Origin of the sequence: Marinomonas posidonica (genome assembly GCF_043643765.1) — a bacterium.
Taxonomy (GTDB): domain Bacteria; phylum Pseudomonadota; class Gammaproteobacteria; order Pseudomonadales; family Marinomonadaceae; genus Marinomonas; species Marinomonas posidonica_A.
In genome coordinates this window covers 53,901-75,332 of sequence record NZ_JBHZSP010000015.1, presented here as the reverse complement: position 1 = coordinate 75,332, position 21,432 = coordinate 53,901, and the positions used below count along the sequence as shown (strand labels likewise).

The window sequence follows — 21,432 nt, the reverse complement described above, 5'->3', positions numbered from 1 at the left end:
AATGTCTAGTTTCGAACGCATTTTGAAAAAGCTAACGATGGGCATTGGGGTTTTTATCCTAGGTGTTATGCCTGCTGTTATTGTTGCTGATGTTGCGATGAGAAATCTATTCGATGGTGGTTTTCCTGCCACCATTGAACTGGTTTCTAGATATTTCATCTTGGTTATTAGCTTTTTGCCTATTGCTTACGCAGAAGTAAAACGCAGACATATAGAAGCCTCCATCCTTACCGATCGCTTACCCAATTCAAGTCAGCCTTTTATTCACTTTTTGGGCTTTATTCTATCATTTTTTGTTTATGTCGCTTTGACTTGGGGGACGATCCTTGAGGCTTATCACCAAACGCAAAGTAACGCCTACATTGAAGCCGGAACTGCTATTTTCTATGTCTGGCCTGGGTATTGGATATTGCCGATATGTTACGGGTTAATGGTGCTAGTTTTAGTTATGCGGTTAGTGCAAGTGGTTACAGGTCGGTTTAATCAGGAGAGTGCATAATGGAGCCTATTACGATTGGTGTTGTATCTCTTACGGCTGTTTTTAGTTTAATTCTCTTACGAGTACCCATTGGTGTGACATTGATTGCCGTATCTTTTGTGGGTATCTATGCCATTATTGGTGAGCGTGCAGCATTTAGTATGCTTTCTACTGCGCCTTATAGTTTTGCTGCAAATTGGACTTTAAGTTCTGTTCCAATGTTCCTACTCATGGGATACGTTTCTTATCATGCAGGGCTGACGAAAGGGTTATTTAACGCTGCTCGTGCTTGGCTTAGTTGGTTGCCAGGAGGGCTGGCTATATCGTCTCTTGCTGGTGCCGGTGGTTTTGCAGCGGTTACTGGATCGTCGATTGCGTGCTCTGCAGCCATCGGCCGTATTGCTGTCCCAGAAATGCATAAAACGGGGTATGACATTCGCCTTGCTACAGGCGCTGTTGCTGCAGGTGGTACTATTGGGGCGTTAATTCCACCTAGCTTGATTTTGATTCTGTATGGAATTCAAGCTCAAGTATCGATTACCAAGCTCTTTCTTGGTGGATTGATAATAGGTCTTGTCTCGCTTTCTCTCTATATTCTTGTCGTCTTGGTGGTCTACTTTCTAGCGCCTAAATCAATGCCTCGTACAAAACAAGTAAGTTTTGAAGAAAGAAAGGCGGCACTAAAAGAGGTGTGGCCTGTTCTTCTGATGGTTATGGTAGTTTTTGGAGGCCTTTTTTCTGGCATATTTACGGCAACTGAAGCTGGGGCTGTCGGTGCAGTAATTTCTTTACTGATTGGTTTCGGCAACAAATCTCTGTCTATGCAAGGAGTTGGAGAAAGTTGTCTTGATACATTGTTGGCAAGTGGCTCGCTTTTTATTATTGCTATTGGCGCTAATTTATTTACACGACTTGTTTCCCTTAGTGGGTTATCTCATTTTATTGGTACAGGGATTGAGAGTCTAGATTTAGGTGTTGTAGCTGTTTTATTACTGATCTCATTTGTGTATTTGGCGCTAGGAATGTTCTTGGAACCCGTCGGTGCGATGTTATTAACCTTGCCGTTATTTCTTCCATTGATGGCTACTTACGGTGTTGATGTAATCTGGTTTGGTCTTCTTGTCGCTAAATTGCTTGAGATGGGAATGATTACCCCTCCAGTAGGCTTAAATGTGTTTGTTATACATTCAGTGGCACGGGATATTGTTCGATTAGAGCAAATATTTTATGGCATTATGCCGTTTTTAATTGCAGATTTCATACTTGTAGCCATTATGATTATGACAGGAGACATCTTTATGGGGCTTATAACTTAGTTTTATTATGATACTGTCTCAGACGTGTTCCATACGTCTGACTCTAACGACTTAATCTGATCGTCTTTGATACATGCATTGTATCAGTATGGTTTGCTTTATTGCCTATTTAAAATAGCCAACTGTGCAAGATAGAGCAGATAAACTTAAATAGTTTTTCGGCGGCGTCGTAATCTTGTTACTGAAAAAGATTAGCCGCATCTTAAAACTGTTGATCAAAAGACATTTTATTTACGACTCAAATTATACGGTTAGCACCACACAGTATAATAAATCTACTGATTAGAAGACGAATTTAGCAAAGAACAAATACTAAAAATGTCTAGAACTGTGGTCTCCTGAACAATTTAACTACTAACAGTAAAGTTTTATTCACCGCCTTGTTTAAATAGAAAAAGCGACACGGTATGATCGAGTGTCGCTTTTTTTGTTCTTGGCGGTTCATTTATGACGCATTAGTTTTGCAGAATAGCGGTCAAATAGTGGCTGCCCAGTTGACGCATCTGCAGTTCAACCCAGACGGCGCGTTTGCGCAAATAGCGAGTAAGATTGACCGGATCACGCGTACGAGGGCTAGGTAACAGTACCGCCAAACGGGCGGCTTGATCTTTGGTTAAGCGCTCAGCCGAGCGGCCGAAATAATGTTGGCTGGCGGCTTCGATACCATAAATGCCTTTACCAAATTCGGCAATATTCAAATAGACTTCAAGAATACGTTTCTTGCCCCAAAGCGCCTCCAAACTAAGCGCTAATCCTGCTTCCAGACTTTTACGCAGAAAGCTTTGCCCTGGCCATAGAAAAATATTTTTAGCCGTTTGTTGGGTAATCGTACTGGCGCCTCGTAAACCCTCGCCATCAAAATATTGCTTTAGTGCTTTACGAATGGCCGCGAAGTCCACGCCATAATGTTCGGGAAAACGTTGATCTTCAGAGGCCACCATGGCCAATGCCACATGATTAGGCAACTTATCAATGCTGATCCATTCTTGCTTTACTGGGTAATCACTTTGCAGCATAAAAGCCGTTGTTGGCAAAGGAATGAAACGGAAAAGAAAGATCACTAAGATAAACAATAACGACAATCGCCAGAAAATCGACCAGAGTTTGTTCATCCAACGACGCCATCGTTTATGAGATTGTGTGCGTTTACTTTTTTTCGGCATTAACCCATTGTCCAACGGCTCAGTACTTCGACTGCTGTACATAAAGTAAACCACAAGCGCATGATGGAGTCATCTTAGTAGGCAATTCGTTATTCGTATTTAAGGTCGGTTTTGCGCCTTGCTTCTTACAGCGAACGGAGCAGTATTTGACGTGTTGCCAATCTCGCTCCCATTTTTTACGCCAAGTGAACGGGCGCTGACAAGCGAGACAGATTTTTTCTGGTAAATGGGGTTTCTTGTGGGCCATGCTGATTTATACGTATGAGGGGGATTACAAGATCTTATCAATTCACCATATATGGTAAGTAAACACGATGTAAAAGCTGACTTACCGGCTGATATTACTTAATGCATTTCGATCATGCTCCGTTTGATGCTACCAGGTAAAAATCCAGACCTTCACTGAAACGAATACCAAGCTCAGCTGAGTCGTTAGCCCGCCATTTATCAAAAATGATAGGGCTTTATTTTGAATTAAATACCAGTGCCCTTTTTAATAAGGGTATCAAGTATTTGATCGCCGCATAGTGATGTTTTTTATACCTTCAATGTCCACTGATAGGCGCATTTTCCTGGTATTTGAAGCACTTAATGGGTCTTGTTTCTGTTGCCATCAACGCTCCCAGTTTAGGCAAAGCATCCATCAAAAAGGCAACAAATAAACGTCAGACCAATTTTTTGCACCTATGTGCAAAATTCATTTTTATGCCATCAGATTGTCACATTTAGTGGTTACTGTTCCGCTTGTTTTATTAAATGCATCACACCTGTTTCACTTTCATTTTTAGGAAGAGTCATGAATCGTTATTCTCTCATCACTTCAGCAACGATCGCCTTGTTGAGTGCGTCTGGTAGCTTTGCTCAGTCTGTTGAATATCAATACAGCAGCAAGGCAACTTACGTGCCTAAACAAGATTTAAAGAGCTACGAAGCCGCACCTGACGGCTACAATATTGCTTATACGCAACTGGTTGAACGCCATGGGGCACGCGCGCTATCAAGCCCCAAATACGACGTACTGACAAAACAAGTATGGGCACTGGCGAAACAACGTGGCCAATTAACGGAGCTGGGGGAAAAGCTTGGGCCGATCACAGATCAAGTCACCGTAGCAAACCAAACTCTAGGCTACGGTTTACTCACAAAAATTGGTGAAGAAGAGCCTTCGGGGATTGCCACACGCATGGCCGAGCGTTTGTCACCACTCATGCAGAATGCATCCCAACAGCCCGTCTGTATCCAAGTGCAAACGTCGGGTAAAGCGCGAGCCAACCAAACGGCCCATTTCTTCATGCAGTCGCTTGCAAAAGACGTTAACTATGTAAGTGATGATGCAGCGCAGTGTTATCAAGAGCAAACGCAAGCCAATAAAATTGATAAGAAGATGGTTAATAAATACGAGCTTTACTTTCATAAAACCAACCCAGCGAAAAACGCTAACTATCAAGAGTATAAGGACAATTATAAAGCCTATAAGGCGTTTAAAAAATCAGACAAGCTAGACGCGGCCTTGGATGAGCTTGCAAGACTGCCGCAAACCAAATTATTGGCTCGTGAAATGCTAGAACGCATTTATACCAAAGAGTTCGTCGATTTCCTTGAACACCAAGTGTCCGGCGACAAAAACTGCGATGTGTCGGCCGGAAATTGCTTTAAAACCAATACTCGTAAACCAGATGAAACAGAAGACGATTGGAAGTACGTGCAAAACGAAGTCGATGCGGCATCCAAACTTTATAATATGTTTATTATCGCGCCTGGGATGTTGCGTGAGGCCCAAGCACAAGGTGGTGAATGGGATCTGAAACAATTTATTACGCCAGAAGAATCCGCTTGGTTCGCTTACCAGTCTGATGCGGAAGACTTCTATGAAAAAGGGCCAAGCTTTGCGGATGGTCATGGTGTGACTTACAACATTGCGAAACCCTTGCTAAAAGACATGTTCAATGAAATGGACGCCGTTGCGAACGACCGCCAAGCGGTCAAGCATGTCGCCAAACTTCGTTTTGCCCACGCCGAGCAAATTATGCCATTGGCGGCGCTTCTGCATGTCGAAGGCAGCCAAAAATCCGCGACCACCGATGAGCTTTATAGCCAAGAAAATAACGCGTGGCGTGGTGGCTGGGTAACGCCTTACTCTGCAAACATTCAATGGGATCTGTTTAAAAGCAACAAGCCCAATAGTGCCACCTTGGTGAAGATGCTCTACAACGAAAAAGAAATCGGCTTTAAAGACGATTGTGACGTCTTTCCAGGCACTCAGTATTTCTACAGTTTAAGCGAACTAGAACGTTGTTACCGGGATGAACTAAGCCCTCACTAGCGGTACATCACCGCTTTCAGTACTGAATGAACTCTTTATTAAATCATAAACACGTTTAAATAAGGTGGGGCGGCTGTTGTCTAGTGGCACGGACAAACCTCACCGAGGAACTTAAAATGAAAAAGACAATTCTAGCAACGGCAATGCTTTCTTCTCTTACGGCCACATCCGTTATGGCCGCCACCATGGTTGATCATGACGGCTTTAAATATCAATTGAATGGAGACATCCAAATTCAATTGCAAAAAGACAATGGTGAAAATAAAAACCTTTATGTGAATTTTGATTCGTTGAAATTTGATAACAAAGTCTCTTATCAACTAAGCAAGGATCTGAGTGCGTTTGGTCGAATCAAATTCGACTTTGACGACGCGGCAAATGATGACGATGATCAAAACAGTGCCGCACTCAAAGACGCTTATGCCGGTTTTGCTTACCGTGATACTGCGCTGTCGATTGGTAAGCAAGATTACGCTACAGATGGATTTGGCATCGCAGAGGACTATGAAATGGACTCGGACGATGTGGCCTTTGATGAAACGGATGGCGACGACGTGATCTTACTGGACTTTGATCTAGACAAAGTGAACCTTGTGCTCTCGACAGAATTACGAGCAGAAGGCGAAGACAGCGAAGACGAACAATCATTTGATGCGTTTGCATCGTTTAACGTTTCAGACTTGGAAATTGCCGTCGCTTACCAAAATCGCGAAGTGGCAATTCATGGTGAGAAGATGGACTCGTATGGGGTGAGTGCCAAATACGATGCCGGCTTTGCGACCTTCGCAGCAGACTACTCGGAAGCGGAAGACACGTTAAAAGTCTATAACCTAGTCACCATGTTTGACGTCGCCGATTCGACCACTCTGGTGCTTGGTTATGTGAATAATAAACCTGAATCGGATGAAGAGACTCGTGAATGGTACACCAACGTGACGTATGCGTTTCCTGAATTTAAAGACGTAAAAGTCTTTGCAGAGCTTTCTAACACCAACAAAGAAGGCGCGGAAATGGCCTACGTTGCAGGCACAGAAATCGAATTTTAACCGCGGACACATGCCCTACTTTTCGGTAGGGCTAAGAAAGCCAAAGGAATCATACACTGCAGTAGGATTTATAGGGAAAGTGGATAATGATTCTGTCTCAGGTAGTGTTAAAGATGGTTTTTCAGTCCCGTACGACAGCACAACTGTCCCAAGTGAAATGAATTTTTATCTAGTAAGACTTTCTGTCAAGATTTTTATGTTAAACGAGTAACGTGATCCTTTATTAAGAGCTTTTTGCTAGTTGCAATACGTTGGAGTCAGTACTAAAATTGACCATGTAGAAGGGCTTAACATATGACTCATTACTGGATTGTCCATATGTTCTCACGCTACCAATGATTCGCCAGTGATATCATTGTTGATGGTTAGACTAAACATTGTTTAGTCACCCTGACCCCAAAGAGCTAAAGGGTTGCCACGAACTATCATTTTTCATTTTAAAAAAGAGCATTTGTCATGCTCTTTTTTTATGCCTGCTTTATCATTGCGATGACAGTCCCTGGATGGGGTTTTCTGTCGTAGGCACTTATAATGTCGTAATAGGTTTTGTCTTTGGATAATCTTAAAATAACCAGCCCCGTCTTGGACTCAATAACCAGCACAGCGTTTTCGTCTTTCACCGTGTCAACAATGACGGTTGCTCCGTCAGTGATGATAGATTCTATATAGCCCGATACTTGGCTTGGGCAGGTAATGCCAATCTCTTTGCTATGTTTTTCATAGATATGTCTAACACCAAATGCCCCAGATCTTGCTCTTCCAAAACCAGCAAAGCCGACCTTTAATCTAATCTCTAGTTCTGGCCAGTGAGCGTTGTTTTTAGGAAAGGTGCCAAATGAAAGTGAAGCGTTTGTTGTCGTAACAAAGGCGTTTTTACTTCGTTTGTGCGACATCCACTCGACTGAAAGGTCGCTATGTAGAATGGTGGTTTCCATTTAATCCCTTAAGTTTAAAGCAGATTCTTCCTTGAACCTTGCTTGTATGCCGTTGCTATTTTAGGCGCTTAGTGCGCCTCGTCCCAGTTGTCTCCAACGCCCGCTTCAACCAATAATGGCACATCAATCTGGCTACTATTCTGCATGATGTCGACGATTTTTTCTTGTGCTGCGTCTAGGTCTTTTTCGGCGACTTCGAAGATGAGTTCATCGTGTACTTGCATGATCATTTTCACGTCTAGGTCGGTGTCAGCCAGCCAATCGTGCATCTTGATCATGGCGCGTTTGATGATGTCGGCGGCGGAGCCTTGCATCGGTGCGTTGATGGCGGTGCGTTCGGCAGCTTGGCGCATCATGGCGTTTTTTGCTTTGAGGTCAGGCAAGTACAAACGACGGCCATAGATGGTTTCCACAAAGCCTTTTTCTTTGGCGTTTTCACGCGTGTTGTCCATGTAGGTGCGCACGCCAGGGTAACGTTCAAAGTAACGCTGTACGTATTTTTGCGCTTCTGGGCGGCCAATGCCAAGCTGTTTGGCTAAGCCAAAGGCCGACATGCCGTAAATCAAGCCAAAGTTAATGGCTTTGGCGCGACGACGTTGCTCTGTGGTGACTTCCTCTGGCGTGGTTTCAAAGACTTCTGCAGCGGTGGCTCTGTGTACATCGGCATTGTTCGCAAACGCGTCCAGCAAGCCTTTGTCCTGTGACAAGTGAGCCATAATGCGCAGTTCGATTTGTGAGTAGTCGGCCGCGACCAGTTTGTAACCTTCTGGTGCGACAAAGGCTTGGCGAATACGACGGCCTTCGGCGCTACGAATTGGAATATTCTGTAAGTTCGGATCGGAAGAGGACAAACGCCCTGTAGCCGTTACTGCTTGATGATAGGAGGTATGAATGCGGCCAGTTTTTTGGATCATTTCTGGCAGTTTGTCGGTGTAAGTCGACTTCAGTTTCGACAAACTACGGTGTTCCATGATGATGCGAGGCAGCTCATATTTTTCGGCTAGCTCCTGCAAAATCGGTTCCGCGGTGGAAGGTTGACCTTTTGGCGTCTTCTTGATGACCGGCAATTCCAGCTTTTCAAACAAGATGACTTGTAGCTGTTTCGGTGAGCTTAAGTTAAAGCTCTCCCCTGCTTCTTCATGGGCTTTGATTTCCAGTTCCTGCAGTTTGGCTGCGATTTCGCTGCTTTGTGCATGCAATAGTTCTGGGTCAATCAGTGCGCCGGTTTGTTCCATTTTTGCTAATACTGGCACCAGCGGGCATTCGATGTCGTTGAAAATGCTGATCAGTTCAGGCGTCTTTTCTAATTGTGGCCAAATAGCTTGATGCAAACGCAGCGTAATATCTGCATCTTCAGCGGCATAAAAAGCCGCTTGCTCTAAGTCGATTTGATTGAAGGTCTTTTGCTTCGCGCCTTTGCCGGCAATGTCTTCAAAGCTGACGCATTTATGGTCGAGGAATTTCTCCGCTAAACTGCCCATGTCATGACGAGAGCTGACCGAGTTAAAGACGTAAGACTCCAACATGGTGTCGTAAACAATACCACGTAGGGTTATGCCGTAATTGTTCAGTACATTGGCGTCATATTTTAGATGCTGGCCTACTTTCGCCGCTGTTTCGTCTTCTAGCCAAGGTTTAAGCTGTTCTAATACCCAATCGCGATCCAGTTGTTCTGGCGCGCCTTCATAATCGTGGGCCAGTGGTAGGTAAGCGGCTTTACCTGCTTCAACAGAAAAAGACACACCCACCAATTCCGCCGCCATGTAATTCAAGCTGGTGGTTTCTGTATCAAAGGCCACTAAGTCAGCTTGTTGAATGGTTTCAAACCAGCTTGTGAAGCTGGCTTTGTCTAATATGGTGTCGTACTGCACTTGGATGTCAGATTTGCTGGCAGTGGCTTGTCCATCCAAGTTACCTAGGGTGTCACTTGGGCCGTCCACGCTTGGCGCTGTGTCCAAATCTTTTATCCAGGTTTTGAATTCCAGCTTAGTGAACCATTCACGTAGCGTTTCTTTGTTGGCTTCGCCGTTTTTCAATTCTTGTGGATTGAAGGGCAGTTCCACGTCGCATTTGATGGTCGCCAAGGTGTAAGACAGCTCAGCCATCTCTTTGTTGTCTTCCATTTTTTGCTTCATGGTTTTGGAACCACGGAAGCCCAAAGCGGCAATGTCGTCTAGACGTGTGTAAATCTCTTTGATGCTGCCTAAGCCTTGTAGTAAGGCTAAGGCGGTTTTTTCGCCAACGCCTGGTACGCCCGGAATATTATCAACTTTGTCGCCCATGAGAGCGAGATAATCGATGATGAGTTCGGGCGGAATGCCGAATTTGTCTTTGACGCCTTGGATGTCCATGACGGTGTTGTTCATGGTGTTTACCAGCGTGACTCTCTCGGTGACCAGTTGTGCCATGTCTTTATCGCCTGTGGAGACAATGACGTCGCGTCCGGCCTCGCCCACTTGTTTGGCGATGGTGCCGATCACGTCATCCGCTTCGACGCCATCGATGATAACGAGTGGCAAGCCCATGGCTTCGACCATGCGGTGAATCGGTTCGATTTGCGGGCGAAGATCGTCCGGCATGGGGGGACGCTGTGCTTTGTATTCGCTGTAGATTTCATCGCGGAAGGTTTTACCCTTGGCGTCGAAGATGATCACCATGGGGGAATCAGGATAGGTTTTGATGAGACTACGGATCATACTGATCACACCGCGCGTGGCGTTGGTCGGGTGGCCGTCGCTGGTGTGCATCGGTGGAATTGCGTGGAAAGCTCGGTAAAGATAAGACGAGCCGTCTACCAAAATCATTGGGGGTGTTTGTTGTAATGAATCCGTAGCCAAAATGAAACCTCTATAAGAAATGGCAAAGTTGGCTCTATTCTAAGCGGTTGCGATTGTTTTTACATCAAAAGGCGAATTAATCTGTGCTTTGTTATTCTGCTGAAAGGGAAGGTTCTTCGGCCAGCGCGTCTGAGTATAAGACAACTTGGTCGCGGCCATTGGCTTTGGCAAAATACACGGCTTTGTCTGCTTCTTCGACCATGGCAATGAAGTGTTGAGCTTGGTTAACTTGGGAGATGCCGATACTGGCGGTGATTTTTCCTATGTCTTTGTAGGGTTGTTGGCTAATGGTGCTTCTAAATTTTTCACCAATAGAGGACATGCTATCGGCACTGGGGTTGACGATGACGACAATAAACTCTTCGCCACCCCAACGGGCCAGGCCGCAATCTTCGAAGTACGCGGTGCGGAGACGGGAAGCAAATTCGACCAGTACATGATCGCCCGTCGCATGGCCAAACCTATCATTGACGCTTTTAAAGTGGTCAATATCGATGAGCAATACACTTAAACTGGTATTAGGGGCTAGGTCGTTTAACCAACTTTTTAAGCCTCGTCTATTATAAACATCCGTTAAAAAGTCTCGGTCAGCCTCTTGTCTGGAATGTTGTAAATCCACATTGATTTTATCCAGATGGCTTCTGACGCTACGTTGATAAGGAATAATAAGCAGTATTAAGAAGCTGGCTGGGCCGAATAGAAATAAGAGATCATAGCCTCGGGGAGTCTGCAATTCTTCTGGGTGTGTCGCTAAAAGCAGTAATACTGGGACAGCGTTTAGAGTCCAAGTCAAAATGACGAACTTATTGAGCTTCTCAGGCAGCATTAGCATAATCAGTGTGGTGGTTAATATGATCATGCCGGAAATAGGTGGAAACATCTCAATAAACAGCCACTCGCTTTGCCAAGCTCCGATAGTGAAATATAAGGTATTTGGTACGGAGGTGAGCAGCAGAATGGCGCCATATGCATTAATCACTTGGCTAATTCTTTTTCTAGGATTTTTATACAAATAAGCAAAAAGTATTAAGTGAAGTAGAGCGATAATACCGGGTTGAAAGGCATGAAGCGCAAATGGTGTCGAATAAACATTGAATAAAACAGTATAAATGACGCTACTCAAGATAGTGACAATCAGCAGTCGATAGGTGGCTGGAATCAAAATTTTTGCTTGGTCATTTCTGTTGTTTATCAAAATCAGATGCCTTGCTTGTTTTGTTGTGCACAAATTATACACAATTTGACGCCAGATTTTGTTGTCTCTTTGTGTAGAATTGTCCTCGTTTTTTGGGGTTATGTAATGGAATATGCCGGAATATACGACGTATTTCTTCGGAACGAATTGACCTTTCCTTGCTTATTGTGGAGCATAGGCGTTTTCTTATTCGCGTCATCGTATTGATAATAAATAGGTAGTACAACTTGGCTGTTTACACATCCCTTTCTGAATCCGACATGCGGGCCTTAGTGGCCGATTATTATTTAGGCGAGCTGGTCTCATTCCAAGGCATTTCTGGTGGCGTTGAGAATACAAATTACTTTTTGACCACCACCACTGGGAAGTATGTTTTAACCTTATTTGAAGAATTTGAGTACGATGAAGTGCCGTATTTTTTGGATGTGGTCGCGCATTTGAAACACAAAGGATTTAATGTGCCTGCGGCGCTAATTGATATTCACGGTGAACGCTTGAGAATGGTTAAACAGCGTCCGGCGATTATTGTGGATTGCTTTCCGGGTGAGGGTTTGGAACAAACCTCTGTCGAGAGTTGTCGTCAAATGGGCGCAGTCTTGGCTAAATTGCACATAGCCGGCGAGGACTTTTCAGATCATCGGGAAAGTCACCGAGGCATGGCTTGGTGGCATGCCACTAGTAAAGCGATTTTGCCTGAGCTAGAGCCGCAACAAGCGGCGTTACTGACCTCACAAATTGCTGAATTTGATGCTTTTATCGCCGAACATGATGATTTACCGAAAACCACCATTCATGGGGATTTGTTTTTTAACAACACCTTGTTCGATGGCGATGTATTATCGGCTATTATCGATTTTTACAATGCGTGTTATTCATGGGTTATGTATGATTTAGCCATTGTTGTAAATGATTGGTGTTCAGACATTGAGACCGGTGAATTGGATATGGCTAAGTATCGCGCATTGTTAAAAGCCTATCTTTATGAGAGAGAACCAAGTGCGGATGAGATCAAAGCTTGGCCATATATGTTGCGAATTGCGGCAGTGCGTTTTTGGCTTTCTCGTTTAGAAGCGTGGCACGGTGCGAAGGATGATCCTGAACGTCTCGCTCAACAACATGACCCGCGTGAGTTACAGCGTATTTTAGAAGCTAGGCTACGTTATACACCAGCCTTGATGGAGTTCTGATGTTTCGATTTATTCTTGCTGCTATTTTAGGTTTGACGACCTTGCAAGCCTTGGCTCATCCGCATGTTTGGGTGGATTCTCAATATCGTGTCAAAGTGAACTCGACCAGTATTGACCAATTAGAAGCGACTTGGAGTTTGGACTTATTTACTTCTACAAGCTTGATTGCTGAATATGATATTGACGCCAATGGTGAGCTAGAAGGGCAAGAGAAGCTCGATATGCTGGAAGTGCTTAAGAGCTTTGAAACTTATGGTTATTTCATCAAAATGAAGCGTGATAGTGCAGACTTTGTTCCTGATGAAGTGCATGTCATGGATGTGCGTATTCGTGATCAAATGTTATGGATTCGCATGGCCATACATTTACCTGAAGCGGTGAACTTGGAAACGTCGACTTTGAGTTTAGCGTTTGGCGATGATGAGTTGTATTTTGCTATGGAGCCTGTGGAAGAAGGTTTGGTCCGTTTGACGGGGCGTTACGCCGAAATTTGTACGCCTGCGGAACGTGAAGCCGAAGAAACGTCTGTTGCCTTCTGGGTTGATTTAACCTGCAAACCTTAATCATGTCTTTGGAATAACGTTTATGTTAGAGCACTTTCAATGGTTACCTTTCTTATTGGCCATTAGCGTATTAACCATGAGTCCTGGTGTCGATACTATCTTGGTGATGCGTAATGCTGCGTTGGGTGGTTGGCGTTTAGGCTTTCTTACCAGCTTAGGTATTTGCATGGGATTGTTCGCCCATGCCACCGTGTCTGCGTTAGGTTTGTCGGTGATATTGCTTGGCTCAGCCGGTTTGTTCACGGCGTTTAAATTGCTGGGCGCGGCCTATCTTGTTTATCTCGGCGTTCAGGCCCTACGTAGTGCGGCGAACCCTGTTGGCTTGAGTTTTAGCACCAAGGGTAACCAGTCGGTTAATGCTTGGGGAAGTTTCCGTCAAGGCATCTTATCCAATGTGTTGAACCCGAAACCCATTATTTTTTACATGGCATTTTTACCGCAGTTTATTGATCCAACCCATTCCGCATTGGCTCAATCTCTGTTTATGGCTTCCCTTCACTTTATCATAGCGATGGTGTGGCAAATGTTTCTTGCGTTGATGATTCATAAAGCGCGAGTTTGGCTGGCGCGACCAAAAGTGGCGCAAGTTATGGATGGCTTAACTGGTGCATTGCTGGTGGGCTTTGGTTTAAAACTCGCATTAAGCCAACGCTGATCGCGTGGTGTAATGCTTTTTAGTAAGGCGATCAATGAGTCTACTCATTTCTACTTGGATTAAGTTCTTTTTCCTGTTTGCACCGTTTTTTGTGTTATCGATGTTTCTTGCGTTAACTCGTGGCGAAACGGCAACATCCCGCAAACAAGTAGCCAACAAAGCCATCATCGCGGCAGTGGTGATTTCTTTGGTGTTGTTGTTTTTTGGTAGCAGTTTATTTGCTGTGCTGGGCATTACCTTGGATTCGTTTCGAATTGGTTCTGGGATTTTGTTGTTTATGTCGGCGTTGAGTTTGGTGCGTGACGGTACGCGAAATCATGCCGTGGGCATGCCCAGCGAAGAGCGTGACGATGTTTCCGTTGTGCCGCTAGCCGTACCGACCATTATCGGTCCTGCCACCATAGGTACTATATTGGTGTATGGTGCTGAGCTGCAAGGTTGGGATCTGGTGATCGGTATTTGTGGCTTGTTGTTGGCACTCGGTTCGTTGGCGGTGATTTTGTATTCTGGTTCTTTGATCGAGAAAATGCTTGGTCGTACCGGTTTGAATGTCTTATCTAAGATCACCGGTCTGATCTTAGCAGCAATGGCGGCACAGATTTTCATGAGTGGAGTGACGGGCTTTTTGACGCCCCTGCTATCTCAATAAAGTCACATAATGTGGTGATTTTGCGCAACGACTTCTCCTGAGGTTAGACTTGTTATACCATAACAAAATCAGTTTAACCTTAAGTGAGTGCCAGCATGGCGAAGAACGTAGTCATCGTCTTTTTATCTTTCTTCTGTTTTATCTCACCTTTGTATGCAGCGGATTTTTCTCTGTATCAGGATTTTATTCAGTGGGTTATTGCACAACAGGCTAGTTTTCATCGTGAATTAGTGTCATTAGTTCGGGCCATAAGTAAAGGTGGCAGTGTCGCTTTGCTGTGGAGCTTAGTGTCAGTGAGCTTTTTATATGGGGTGTTTCATGCAGCAGGCCCTGGACATGGTAAAGCGGTTATTTCGTCCTATATGTTAGCCAGTCGTGCTTCTATGCGTAAAGGCATTGTCATTGCCTTTTTGTGTGCGGCCGTGCAAGGCATTATGGCGGTGGCTTTGATTCTGGTATTAGGGCAGATCTTTTCCTTAGCCGGACGCGCTATGCAGATATCTCGCTTTTTTGAGATCGCCAGTTTTGCCGCGGTTGGCTTAATTGGTGTGTGGATTTTATCGCGCTTATTGCGTGGTAAATCTGGCTGTGGACATGATCATTCAAAAGATCATCTTCACCACGACCACGACCACGACCACGACCACGACCACGACCACGACCACGACCACGACCACGGTCATCATGCGTGCTGTGATCAGCATGATGAAACGGAGCGTAAAGTGGCGAAGCGAGGAGTCTGGGCGATGATTTTAGCGGTTGGCATTCGTCCTTGTACTGGCGCTGTTCTGGTGCTGCTTTTCTCGATGAGTGCTGGGATTTTTCAGTGGGGCTTAGCGGCCACCTTTGCGATGTCTTTGGGGACTGCGATCACGGTGTCAGGACTTGCCGCGGTGAGTGTATTGGTTCGAGATACCGGTTTTATGTTGAGCCGTGGACAAAGCGTTTGGCGGCAACGAGTGTCAAGGGGCTTTGGTTTTGTAGCTGCCTTGGCGTTGATTCTCATTAGTTGCTCAATGATTTGGAGTTATTTGAGTAATGCGGGCAGGGCATTTTGATGAGCGAAGAAAACGCACATAACCATAATGATTGTATCGATACGGCCTTGGCAACGGCTGAGACCTTATGTTTAGAGCAAGGGCAACGACTCACGAAAGTTCGTCGTCGTGCTTTGGAGTTGATTTGGGAGAGTCATCGTCCATTAGGGGCTTATCAGTTGTTGGCAAAGTTGGCGGAAGAAGGCTTTAACTCCGCGCCACCAACCGTTTATCGAGCATTGGATTTTTTATTGAATGCCGGACTGATTCACAAAGTGGAATCCATGAACGCGTATTTGGGGTGCGCCCATGCCGATAAAGAACACAAAGGCTATTTTTTGATTTGCGATGAGTGCCACAACGTTATGGAGTTTGATTACCAAGACATACACGCTTCGTTGGTTGCTAAAGCCGCTCAACATGGTTTTGAATTAAGATCGGAAACCATTGAGTTAACAGGCTTATGTGCTGATTGCCGTGGTTTAGCTGCTGAGGCCCGAGCATGAGTAAGTGTTTGGTGGAGTTTGATAAGATCGGAATCGCGTTTGATGGACGAGCGCTCTTAGACAGCATCAATATGACCATTAGTGAAGGGGAAATCGTGACCTTGATTGGCCCCAATGGCAGTGGTAAAAGTACGCTGATTCGCACCTTGTTGGGTTTGCAGACGGCGACAACGGGTCGCGTTGTTCGTCATGAAAGCTTACGAATTGGCTACATGCCTCAGAAGTTGCATGTTGATCCAACCTTGCCTCTAACGGTAAAGCACTTTCTTGCCTTGGTTCGTGGGGTCAATAAAAAAGCCATTGAGCCAACCTTAGACAAATTGGGTATTGCTCATTTACTGAATTCTCAGGTTCATGTGTTGTCTGGTGGCGAGACACAACGTGTATTGTTAGCTAGAGCCTTATTAAATCGGCCGAATTTATTGGTGTTGGATGAGCCGGTACAAGGCGTCGATGTGAATGGTCAGGTTGAACTTTATAATTTGATTGAAGGCATCCGTGATGAGCTCGGCTGTGGTGTGTTGATGGTGTCTCATGACCTTCATTTGGTGATGGCGAAAACCGATACCGTGGTTTGTATTAATCAACATGTGTGCTGTTCTGGTACGCCTCAACATGTGACTGGGCACCCTGCTTATCAGGCTTTATTTGGTGTGCCAGGAGCAGATGAGTCCATTGCTATTTATTCTCACCAGCATGACCACGTGCACGATGAGCATGGGGATATTCTTGCGCAAGACGAGCACACACATTGCCATCATTAATGACTGAACGAACAGCGCTTCCTGTCTATTGGAGAGATAAAACAACATGCTAGATCTTTTATTTAGAGCCTTGATCGGAGGCTTAGGTGTGGCTTCGGTCGCCGGTCCTCTTGGGGCATTTGTGGTGTGGCGTCGCATGGCTTACTTTGGCGACACTCTAGCGCACTCTGCTTTGCTAGGTGTGGCACTTGGTTTGCTTTTGGAGATCAACCTTAATCTCGCTATTATTGTGTTGTGTGTGGGGCTTGCCGCGGTCTTGGTGACCTTGCAGAAAAAGCACATTATTGCCACGGACACTTTATTGGGCATCTTGGCGCACTCCTCTTTATCACTTGGCTTAGTCGCCGTGAGTTTTTTAGACGATGTTCGCATTGATTTAATGGCGTATTTGTTTGGTGATTTGTTGGCCATCAGCCAACAGGATGTGTATTGGATTTATGCGGGTGGCTTAGCAGTGATCGCGTTATTGGTGATCTTCTGGAAGCCTTTGCTTGCTGTCACGGTAAACGAAGAACTGGCGAAAGTGGAAGGTTACCCAGTTGAATCTATCCGCTTACTCTTGATGTTGCTGGTCGCTTTGGTGATTGCTGTGGCGATGAAAATCGTTGGGGTGCTCTTGATTACGTCACTGATGATTATTCCGGCTGCGACCGCAAGAAAGCTATCCAAAACGCCAGTGCAAATGGCGTTTATTGCCAGCGTTATTGGTTGCCTCGCTGTGTGTGGCGGGCTTTGGAGCTCGTATCGCTGGGACACACCTACTGGCCCGAGTGTGGTCGTGTGTGCTGCTTTACTGTTTTTAATCGCTTATACCCTACCGTTCAAACGCTTTGCCAAAGCTTAATGTCTGTTCACCGAAGCCAACATAAAAATATGTTGGCTTTTTTGTAAGAAATTACCGCCATCAACGTCTAATCTTTAAAATCGACTGGCCAAAGTCTAGTCGCATTTATTAATTGTGTTTAGGGATAATCATAGGGGAGACTTTTCTATGCTGGGATTTGCGACGATTAAAGGAAAACTGAGAACCAGTTTTTTGGTATTACTGGCTTTGTTGACGCTGGTTGTACTCTTGTCTGTAACACGTTTTCAAGCCTTGTCTGGCAATATTCGCAGTATTGTAGATGAAAATGCGGCGCTGGTTGAGCTCAGTGGCGAGTTGAACTTGGATGCGGAAAGTTTGGCTAGCCGACTTTTGTTGTTGTTCGTTTTAGAAGAGAGAGACGCACGAGTTGCTATTTATCAAGAGATAGATGCTCGGAATAAAAGTCTTGATAACAACTTAGATATCATGGCTGGGTTGGTTCGAACAGAGCAAGACATGGTATTGATTACAGCGTTGAAAGAGCAAAAGGTCATTTATCAAAACGCTCTACAAGAAACGGTTGAAGCGCTTGAGTTTGGCGAACTGGCGCAAGCAAAAGCTTTGATGTCAGGCAATACTCGTACACAATTACAGACCTTTTTGAATGAGGCCGATACGTTAGCAGAGCGACAACGCAGTGAAATGCAGTCACGACAACAAAGCGTCTTAGCAGACTCAGAGTTGGCGATTTATCTCATGATCGGGTTAGGGCTAGTGGCCTTATTGGTTGGGGGCGTGATGTCGACTCTCATTACTCGCAGTATTGTGAATCCTCTTAACCATATTATTGTCTTCCTCGATAAAGTAGCTCATGGTGACTTGTCGAATGCTTTTACTCAAACGTATTCTGGCGAGCTTGGTCATCTAGTGACCAGTTTGAATCGCATGCGTGCCAGTTTGGCTGATTTGGTGCGTAAAATTGATTCCAGTGCGAAAACCGTGGTGCTGGCGGTGGACGACATTCGCGGTAGTGTTAATGATGTGCAACAGGGATCATCCTCACAAATGGACATGGCTGCTGACATTCAAACCGCGGTGAGTGTCTTGTCTGAAGGGGCAAGTACTATGGTTGAGCATGCCACGGCGTCACGCCGGCAAGCAGAGTCTGCCCATGATTTAGCTAAGCATGGTAAAAGTGTCATTACCCAAGCGTCTACAGACATCACGGATGTGGCTGCCTATATTGAAGAAACCGCTCGCTCGGTCGCCAAATTAAATGAAAGCTCGGCGCAGGTAACCGGGTTTGTGAACAGTATCCGTGATATTGCCGAACAAACTAATTTGTTGGCTTTGAATGCGTCGATTGAAGCCGCTCGTGCAGGCGAGAGTGGCCGCGGTTTTGCGGTGGTGGCGGATGAAGTGCGCAACCTTGCTAATAATACCGCAGAAGTAACCAGTTCAATTGACACCATCATTACGCAAATCAGTTCGTTATCCACTCAAATTTCTACCGAAATGTCTCAGGGACAAGAAAAAATGCGTTTAGGTGTGAGGCAGATAGAAAACGTGGTGACGCCTCTTAGTCAGCTTGAAGTAGACGCAAAAATGGCTAAGCAACGTTTGGAAGGGCTGGCGGAGTTGGTTGCTAAGCAGGCGCAAGAAGCAACTGGCATTGCACAGCATGTGGAGCAAATTGTGAAGGTCTCTACGAGTAATGAGGCAACGTCGAATAAGTTAGGGGCATTAACCGGTGACTTATTCGGTGCGGCGGAACAAACTTATGAGGTGACATCGAGCTTCATCTTAAAAGACAGGTAAGGTTATAAAGTATAAGTTGATTGATCTAGGTTCGAGTTGCTTACAGATTTTTACTTATGCTGATACTGGGTTTCTAGTATAACTTGAGAGGGTGACCATTGTTGTTTGTGACGACAATGGCCTTAAAGAATCTGTCAGTCGTTTGACGTTTCTTTTGTGGATGTTTAAAGCAGAAGGTATCTGGGTCTATGAATAGGTTTCAAAAACAAATTTTTGGCACACTGGGTGCCATTATTGTAGTCATTGTTGGCTTGTTTACAGCCATTAACTATGTGTCTTTTAGGGGCGAATCCGTGACCTTAAATAAGGCCATATTAAAGGCACAGAATCAAACTATTGCCGCCGAGCTTACCGCTCGCATCAAGGGTTATCAAAAAATGTTGACCTCGATCGAACTCAATTATGATGACATCGAGGGTGATCGCCTATCTGACTATGCTTTGTCTCAATTGAATGCACTGACTCGTTCCCAGCAAGATATCACAGACTCTATTGCCATTTTGAACAAAGAAGGTGAGTTGTATGGTGGTCCTGAAGGTAAGAGATTTAACTTCAATGCTAAGGCGCTCAATCGTTCTTTTTATAATGCGATTTTTCGTGAAGGTAAAACTGAATTTGTTTCCAAACCGTTCAAATCACAGTTAACAGGCAACGAAATCGTGGCCATGACGCAAAAAGTAAACGACAGTTTTGCCGTTGTTTCGACGGTATTATTAAGTGCCGTATTAGAACAGTATGCCGAGCGCGATGGTATGTACTTATACACGTCGGATGGGACCTTGTTGGTGTCGCCCAATCCAAATGATATTGGTAAGAACCTGTTTGATTTACGCCCATACTACAAAGATTTAAATAAAGATAACCGCGAACTGAATTACAGCACATTTGTGAAAAGCTTTGGTCATGACGTGTCTTTGACGGGGTTCTGGGGTGAGTTGGATACGGTGGGTTGGCAGTTTGTTGTGTTGGCTGAGGACGATAACATTTACGCGGCAGCCAATAAACAGCTGATCTTTGCGTTGGTGCTAGGGGTAATCAGCATGTTGCTTGCCTTGGGTATTTTGTACGTGGTGATCAATAAACTGGTGCTCAGACCTGTTGGCGGCACACCGGAAGAAATCGCGGAGTTAATTGAAGTGATGGCGAAAGGGGATCTGACTCAGCGTTTTGCTAAGACAGGTAAAGAAACCGGTATTTACCAGTCCTTTGTGGATCTGTCTGAACAACTTTCTCACTTGATAAAAACGTCTCATGGGATTTCAGAAAACGTTGCCGCCGCCTCGTTGCAACTGAATTCAGTGATGGAAGGGACACAATCTAATGCGCAGCAAGAACTTTCTCAAATTGAGCAAATCACTTCATCGTTAAAAGAGCTCAACTCAGCTTCACAAGAAGTCAGCGAAAAAGCCGTTGTTGCGGAAGATGAGGCGAAACGAGCACAAGAAAATGCCGCCAGTGGTAAGCTGACTCTAGACAGAAACATTGAGTTAACGGACCGAATCAACGCATCTTTCTCAGAGACGGCGCAGATTGTTGACGAATTACGTCAATTTGCCATTGAGATCGGAACCGTGACGGAAGTCATTAGCGGTATTTCTGAGCAAACTAATTTGTTGGCACTGAATGCAGCTATTGAAGCGGCACGTGCGGGCGAGCAAGGTCGAGGTTTTGCCGTGGTGGCTGACGAGGTGCGTAATCTGGCCTCGAAAACTCAAGAGTCGACGGTAAATATTCAAGAGATCATCGAAAAGCTGCAGTCGCAATCAGAGCGTGCTAATAACAATATGGGCAGCAATGTCGAGCTGATTCAAGAGTCTGTTAGCTTAGCGACGCAAGTGAAAGAATCGTTTGAGGATATTTCTCATGCGGTACAGTCCATTTCAGACGTGAACACCTTAGTCGCAGCAGCGTCACATGAACAATTAAGTGTGACTGAGGACATTGCTCGTATTACAGATCAGACCTATCAATCTGTGAGCCAAAACATGACCTCCATTAACGAGACTCTGCAAGCTTCTCATGAGTTGTCTGAACTTGCGGAGTCTCAGAAACGATCCCTTTCCTACTTTAAGGTTTAATCAAAAAATAGATTTGAGCTAAGCGAAAATCTTGCTGTTATGAAGCCTCTTTGATCGCCTGATTAGAGAGGCTTTTT

19 protein-coding genes are annotated in these 21,432 nt (G+C 45.0%); 14 read left to right on the top strand and 5 right to left on the bottom strand.

The window, feature by feature from the left end; all coding sequences use genetic code 11:
- Position 1 precedes the first annotated feature (1 nt).
- Both ACHUFM_RS16170 and ACHUFM_RS16165 read left to right on the top strand, forming a co-directional pair.
- Positions 2-499, top strand: a complete 498-nt coding sequence (locus ACHUFM_RS16170; protein ID WP_394183500.1) for a TRAP transporter small permease — start codon at positions 2-4, stop codon at positions 497-499.
- The gene (locus ACHUFM_RS16165; RefSeq protein ID WP_394183499.1) at positions 499-1,794 is read left to right on the top strand and encodes a TRAP transporter large permease; all 1,296 of its coding nucleotides are present in this window, start codon (positions 499-501) and stop codon (positions 1,792-1,794) included. The genes ACHUFM_RS16170 and ACHUFM_RS16165 overlap by 1 nt, the downstream gene beginning before the upstream one ends.
- 455 nt (positions 1,795-2,249) lie before the next feature.
- Here ACHUFM_RS16165 and mtgA read toward each other — a convergent pair whose 3' ends face one another.
- The gene (mtgA, locus tag ACHUFM_RS16160) at positions 2,250-2,999 is read right to left on the bottom strand and encodes a monofunctional biosynthetic peptidoglycan transglycosylase (protein WP_394183498.1); all 750 of its coding nucleotides are present in this window, start codon (positions 2,997-2,999) and stop codon (positions 2,250-2,252) included.
- Positions 2,977-3,204: a DUF2256 domain-containing protein gene (locus tag ACHUFM_RS16155; RefSeq protein WP_394183497.1), complete on the bottom strand. Its 228-nt coding sequence runs from the start codon at positions 3,202-3,204 to the stop codon at positions 2,977-2,979. The genes mtgA and ACHUFM_RS16155 overlap by 23 nt, the downstream gene beginning before the upstream one ends.
- 549 nt (positions 3,205-3,753) lie before the next feature.
- On the opposite strand from ACHUFM_RS16155, the gene ACHUFM_RS16150 reads away from it, so the two are divergent.
- Both ACHUFM_RS16150 and ACHUFM_RS16145 read left to right on the top strand, forming a co-directional pair.
- The gene (locus ACHUFM_RS16150; protein ID WP_394183496.1) at positions 3,754-5,280 is read left to right on the top strand and encodes a histidine-type phosphatase; all 1,527 of its coding nucleotides are present in this window, start codon (positions 3,754-3,756) and stop codon (positions 5,278-5,280) included.
- 116 nt (positions 5,281-5,396) lie between these two features.
- On the top strand, positions 5,397-6,326 hold the full coding sequence (locus ACHUFM_RS16145) for a porin (RefSeq protein WP_394183495.1): 930 nt from the start codon (positions 5,397-5,399) through the stop codon (positions 6,324-6,326).
- A 467-nt stretch (positions 6,327-6,793) separates the two neighbouring features.
- Here ACHUFM_RS16145 and ACHUFM_RS16140 read toward each other — a convergent pair whose 3' ends face one another.
- The 3 genes from ACHUFM_RS16140 to ACHUFM_RS16130 form a co-directional block, all read right to left on the bottom strand.
- Positions 6,794-7,261: a hypothetical protein gene (locus tag ACHUFM_RS16140; protein WP_394183494.1), complete on the bottom strand. Its 468-nt coding sequence runs from the start codon at positions 7,259-7,261 to the stop codon at positions 6,794-6,796.
- 68 nt (positions 7,262-7,329) lie between these two features.
- The gene (gene polA, locus ACHUFM_RS16135; protein WP_394183506.1) at positions 7,330-10,065 is read right to left on the bottom strand and encodes a DNA polymerase I; all 2,736 of its coding nucleotides are present in this window, start codon (positions 10,063-10,065) and stop codon (positions 7,330-7,332) included.
- Between the two features lie 124 nt (positions 10,066-10,189).
- Positions 10,190-11,293, bottom strand: coding sequence for a GGDEF domain-containing protein (locus tag ACHUFM_RS16130; protein WP_394183493.1), 1,104 nt, complete (start codon positions 11,291-11,293; stop codon positions 10,190-10,192).
- 227 nt (positions 11,294-11,520) lie between these two features.
- Between ACHUFM_RS16130 and ACHUFM_RS16125 the strand changes: the two genes are divergently transcribed.
- From ACHUFM_RS16125 to ACHUFM_RS16080, 10 genes are all read left to right on the top strand, one after another.
- Positions 11,521-12,480, top strand: a complete 960-nt coding sequence (locus ACHUFM_RS16125) for a homoserine kinase (protein WP_394183492.1) — start codon at positions 11,521-11,523, stop codon at positions 12,478-12,480.
- Positions 12,480-13,043, top strand: coding sequence for a DUF1007 family protein (locus tag ACHUFM_RS16120; protein WP_394183491.1), 564 nt, complete (start codon positions 12,480-12,482; stop codon positions 13,041-13,043). Before ACHUFM_RS16125 ends, ACHUFM_RS16120 begins: the two co-directional genes overlap by 1 nt.
- A gap of 22 nt (positions 13,044-13,065) precedes the next feature.
- The gene (locus ACHUFM_RS16115; protein WP_394183490.1) at positions 13,066-13,698 is read left to right on the top strand and encodes a LysE family translocator; all 633 of its coding nucleotides are present in this window, start codon (positions 13,066-13,068) and stop codon (positions 13,696-13,698) included.
- Between the two features lie 34 nt (positions 13,699-13,732).
- The gene (locus ACHUFM_RS16110; RefSeq protein WP_394183489.1) at positions 13,733-14,347 is read left to right on the top strand and encodes a MarC family protein; all 615 of its coding nucleotides are present in this window, start codon (positions 13,733-13,735) and stop codon (positions 14,345-14,347) included.
- Between the two features lie 95 nt (positions 14,348-14,442).
- Positions 14,443-15,405 carry a nickel/cobalt transporter gene (locus ACHUFM_RS16105; protein WP_394183488.1) on the top strand — a complete coding sequence of 321 codons (963 nt, stop codon included), beginning with the start codon at positions 14,443-14,445 and terminating at the stop codon, positions 15,403-15,405.
- Positions 15,405-15,890 (top strand): Fur family transcriptional regulator, encoded by a 486-nt coding sequence (locus tag ACHUFM_RS16100; RefSeq protein ID WP_394183487.1) that lies wholly within the window; start codon positions 15,405-15,407, stop codon positions 15,888-15,890. The genes ACHUFM_RS16105 and ACHUFM_RS16100 overlap by 1 nt, the downstream gene beginning before the upstream one ends.
- A complete protein-coding gene (gene znuC / locus ACHUFM_RS16095; RefSeq protein WP_394183486.1) occupies positions 15,887-16,654 on the top strand; it encodes a zinc ABC transporter ATP-binding protein ZnuC in 768 nt (255 codons plus the stop codon). Before ACHUFM_RS16100 ends, znuC begins: the two co-directional genes overlap by 4 nt.
- Positions 16,655-16,700: 46 nt before the next feature.
- On the top strand, positions 16,701-17,498 hold the full coding sequence (gene znuB, locus ACHUFM_RS16090; protein WP_394183485.1) for a zinc ABC transporter permease subunit ZnuB: 798 nt from the start codon (positions 16,701-16,703) through the stop codon (positions 17,496-17,498).
- Between the two features lie 147 nt (positions 17,499-17,645).
- Positions 17,646-19,277 carry a methyl-accepting chemotaxis protein gene (locus ACHUFM_RS16085; RefSeq protein ID WP_394183483.1) on the top strand — a complete coding sequence of 544 codons (1,632 nt, stop codon included), beginning with the start codon at positions 17,646-17,648 and terminating at the stop codon, positions 19,275-19,277.
- Positions 19,278-19,465: 188 nt separating this feature from the next.
- Positions 19,466-21,355, top strand: a complete 1,890-nt coding sequence (locus ACHUFM_RS16080; RefSeq protein WP_394183481.1) for a methyl-accepting chemotaxis protein — start codon at positions 19,466-19,468, stop codon at positions 21,353-21,355.
- Positions 21,356-21,432 lie beyond the last annotated feature (77 nt).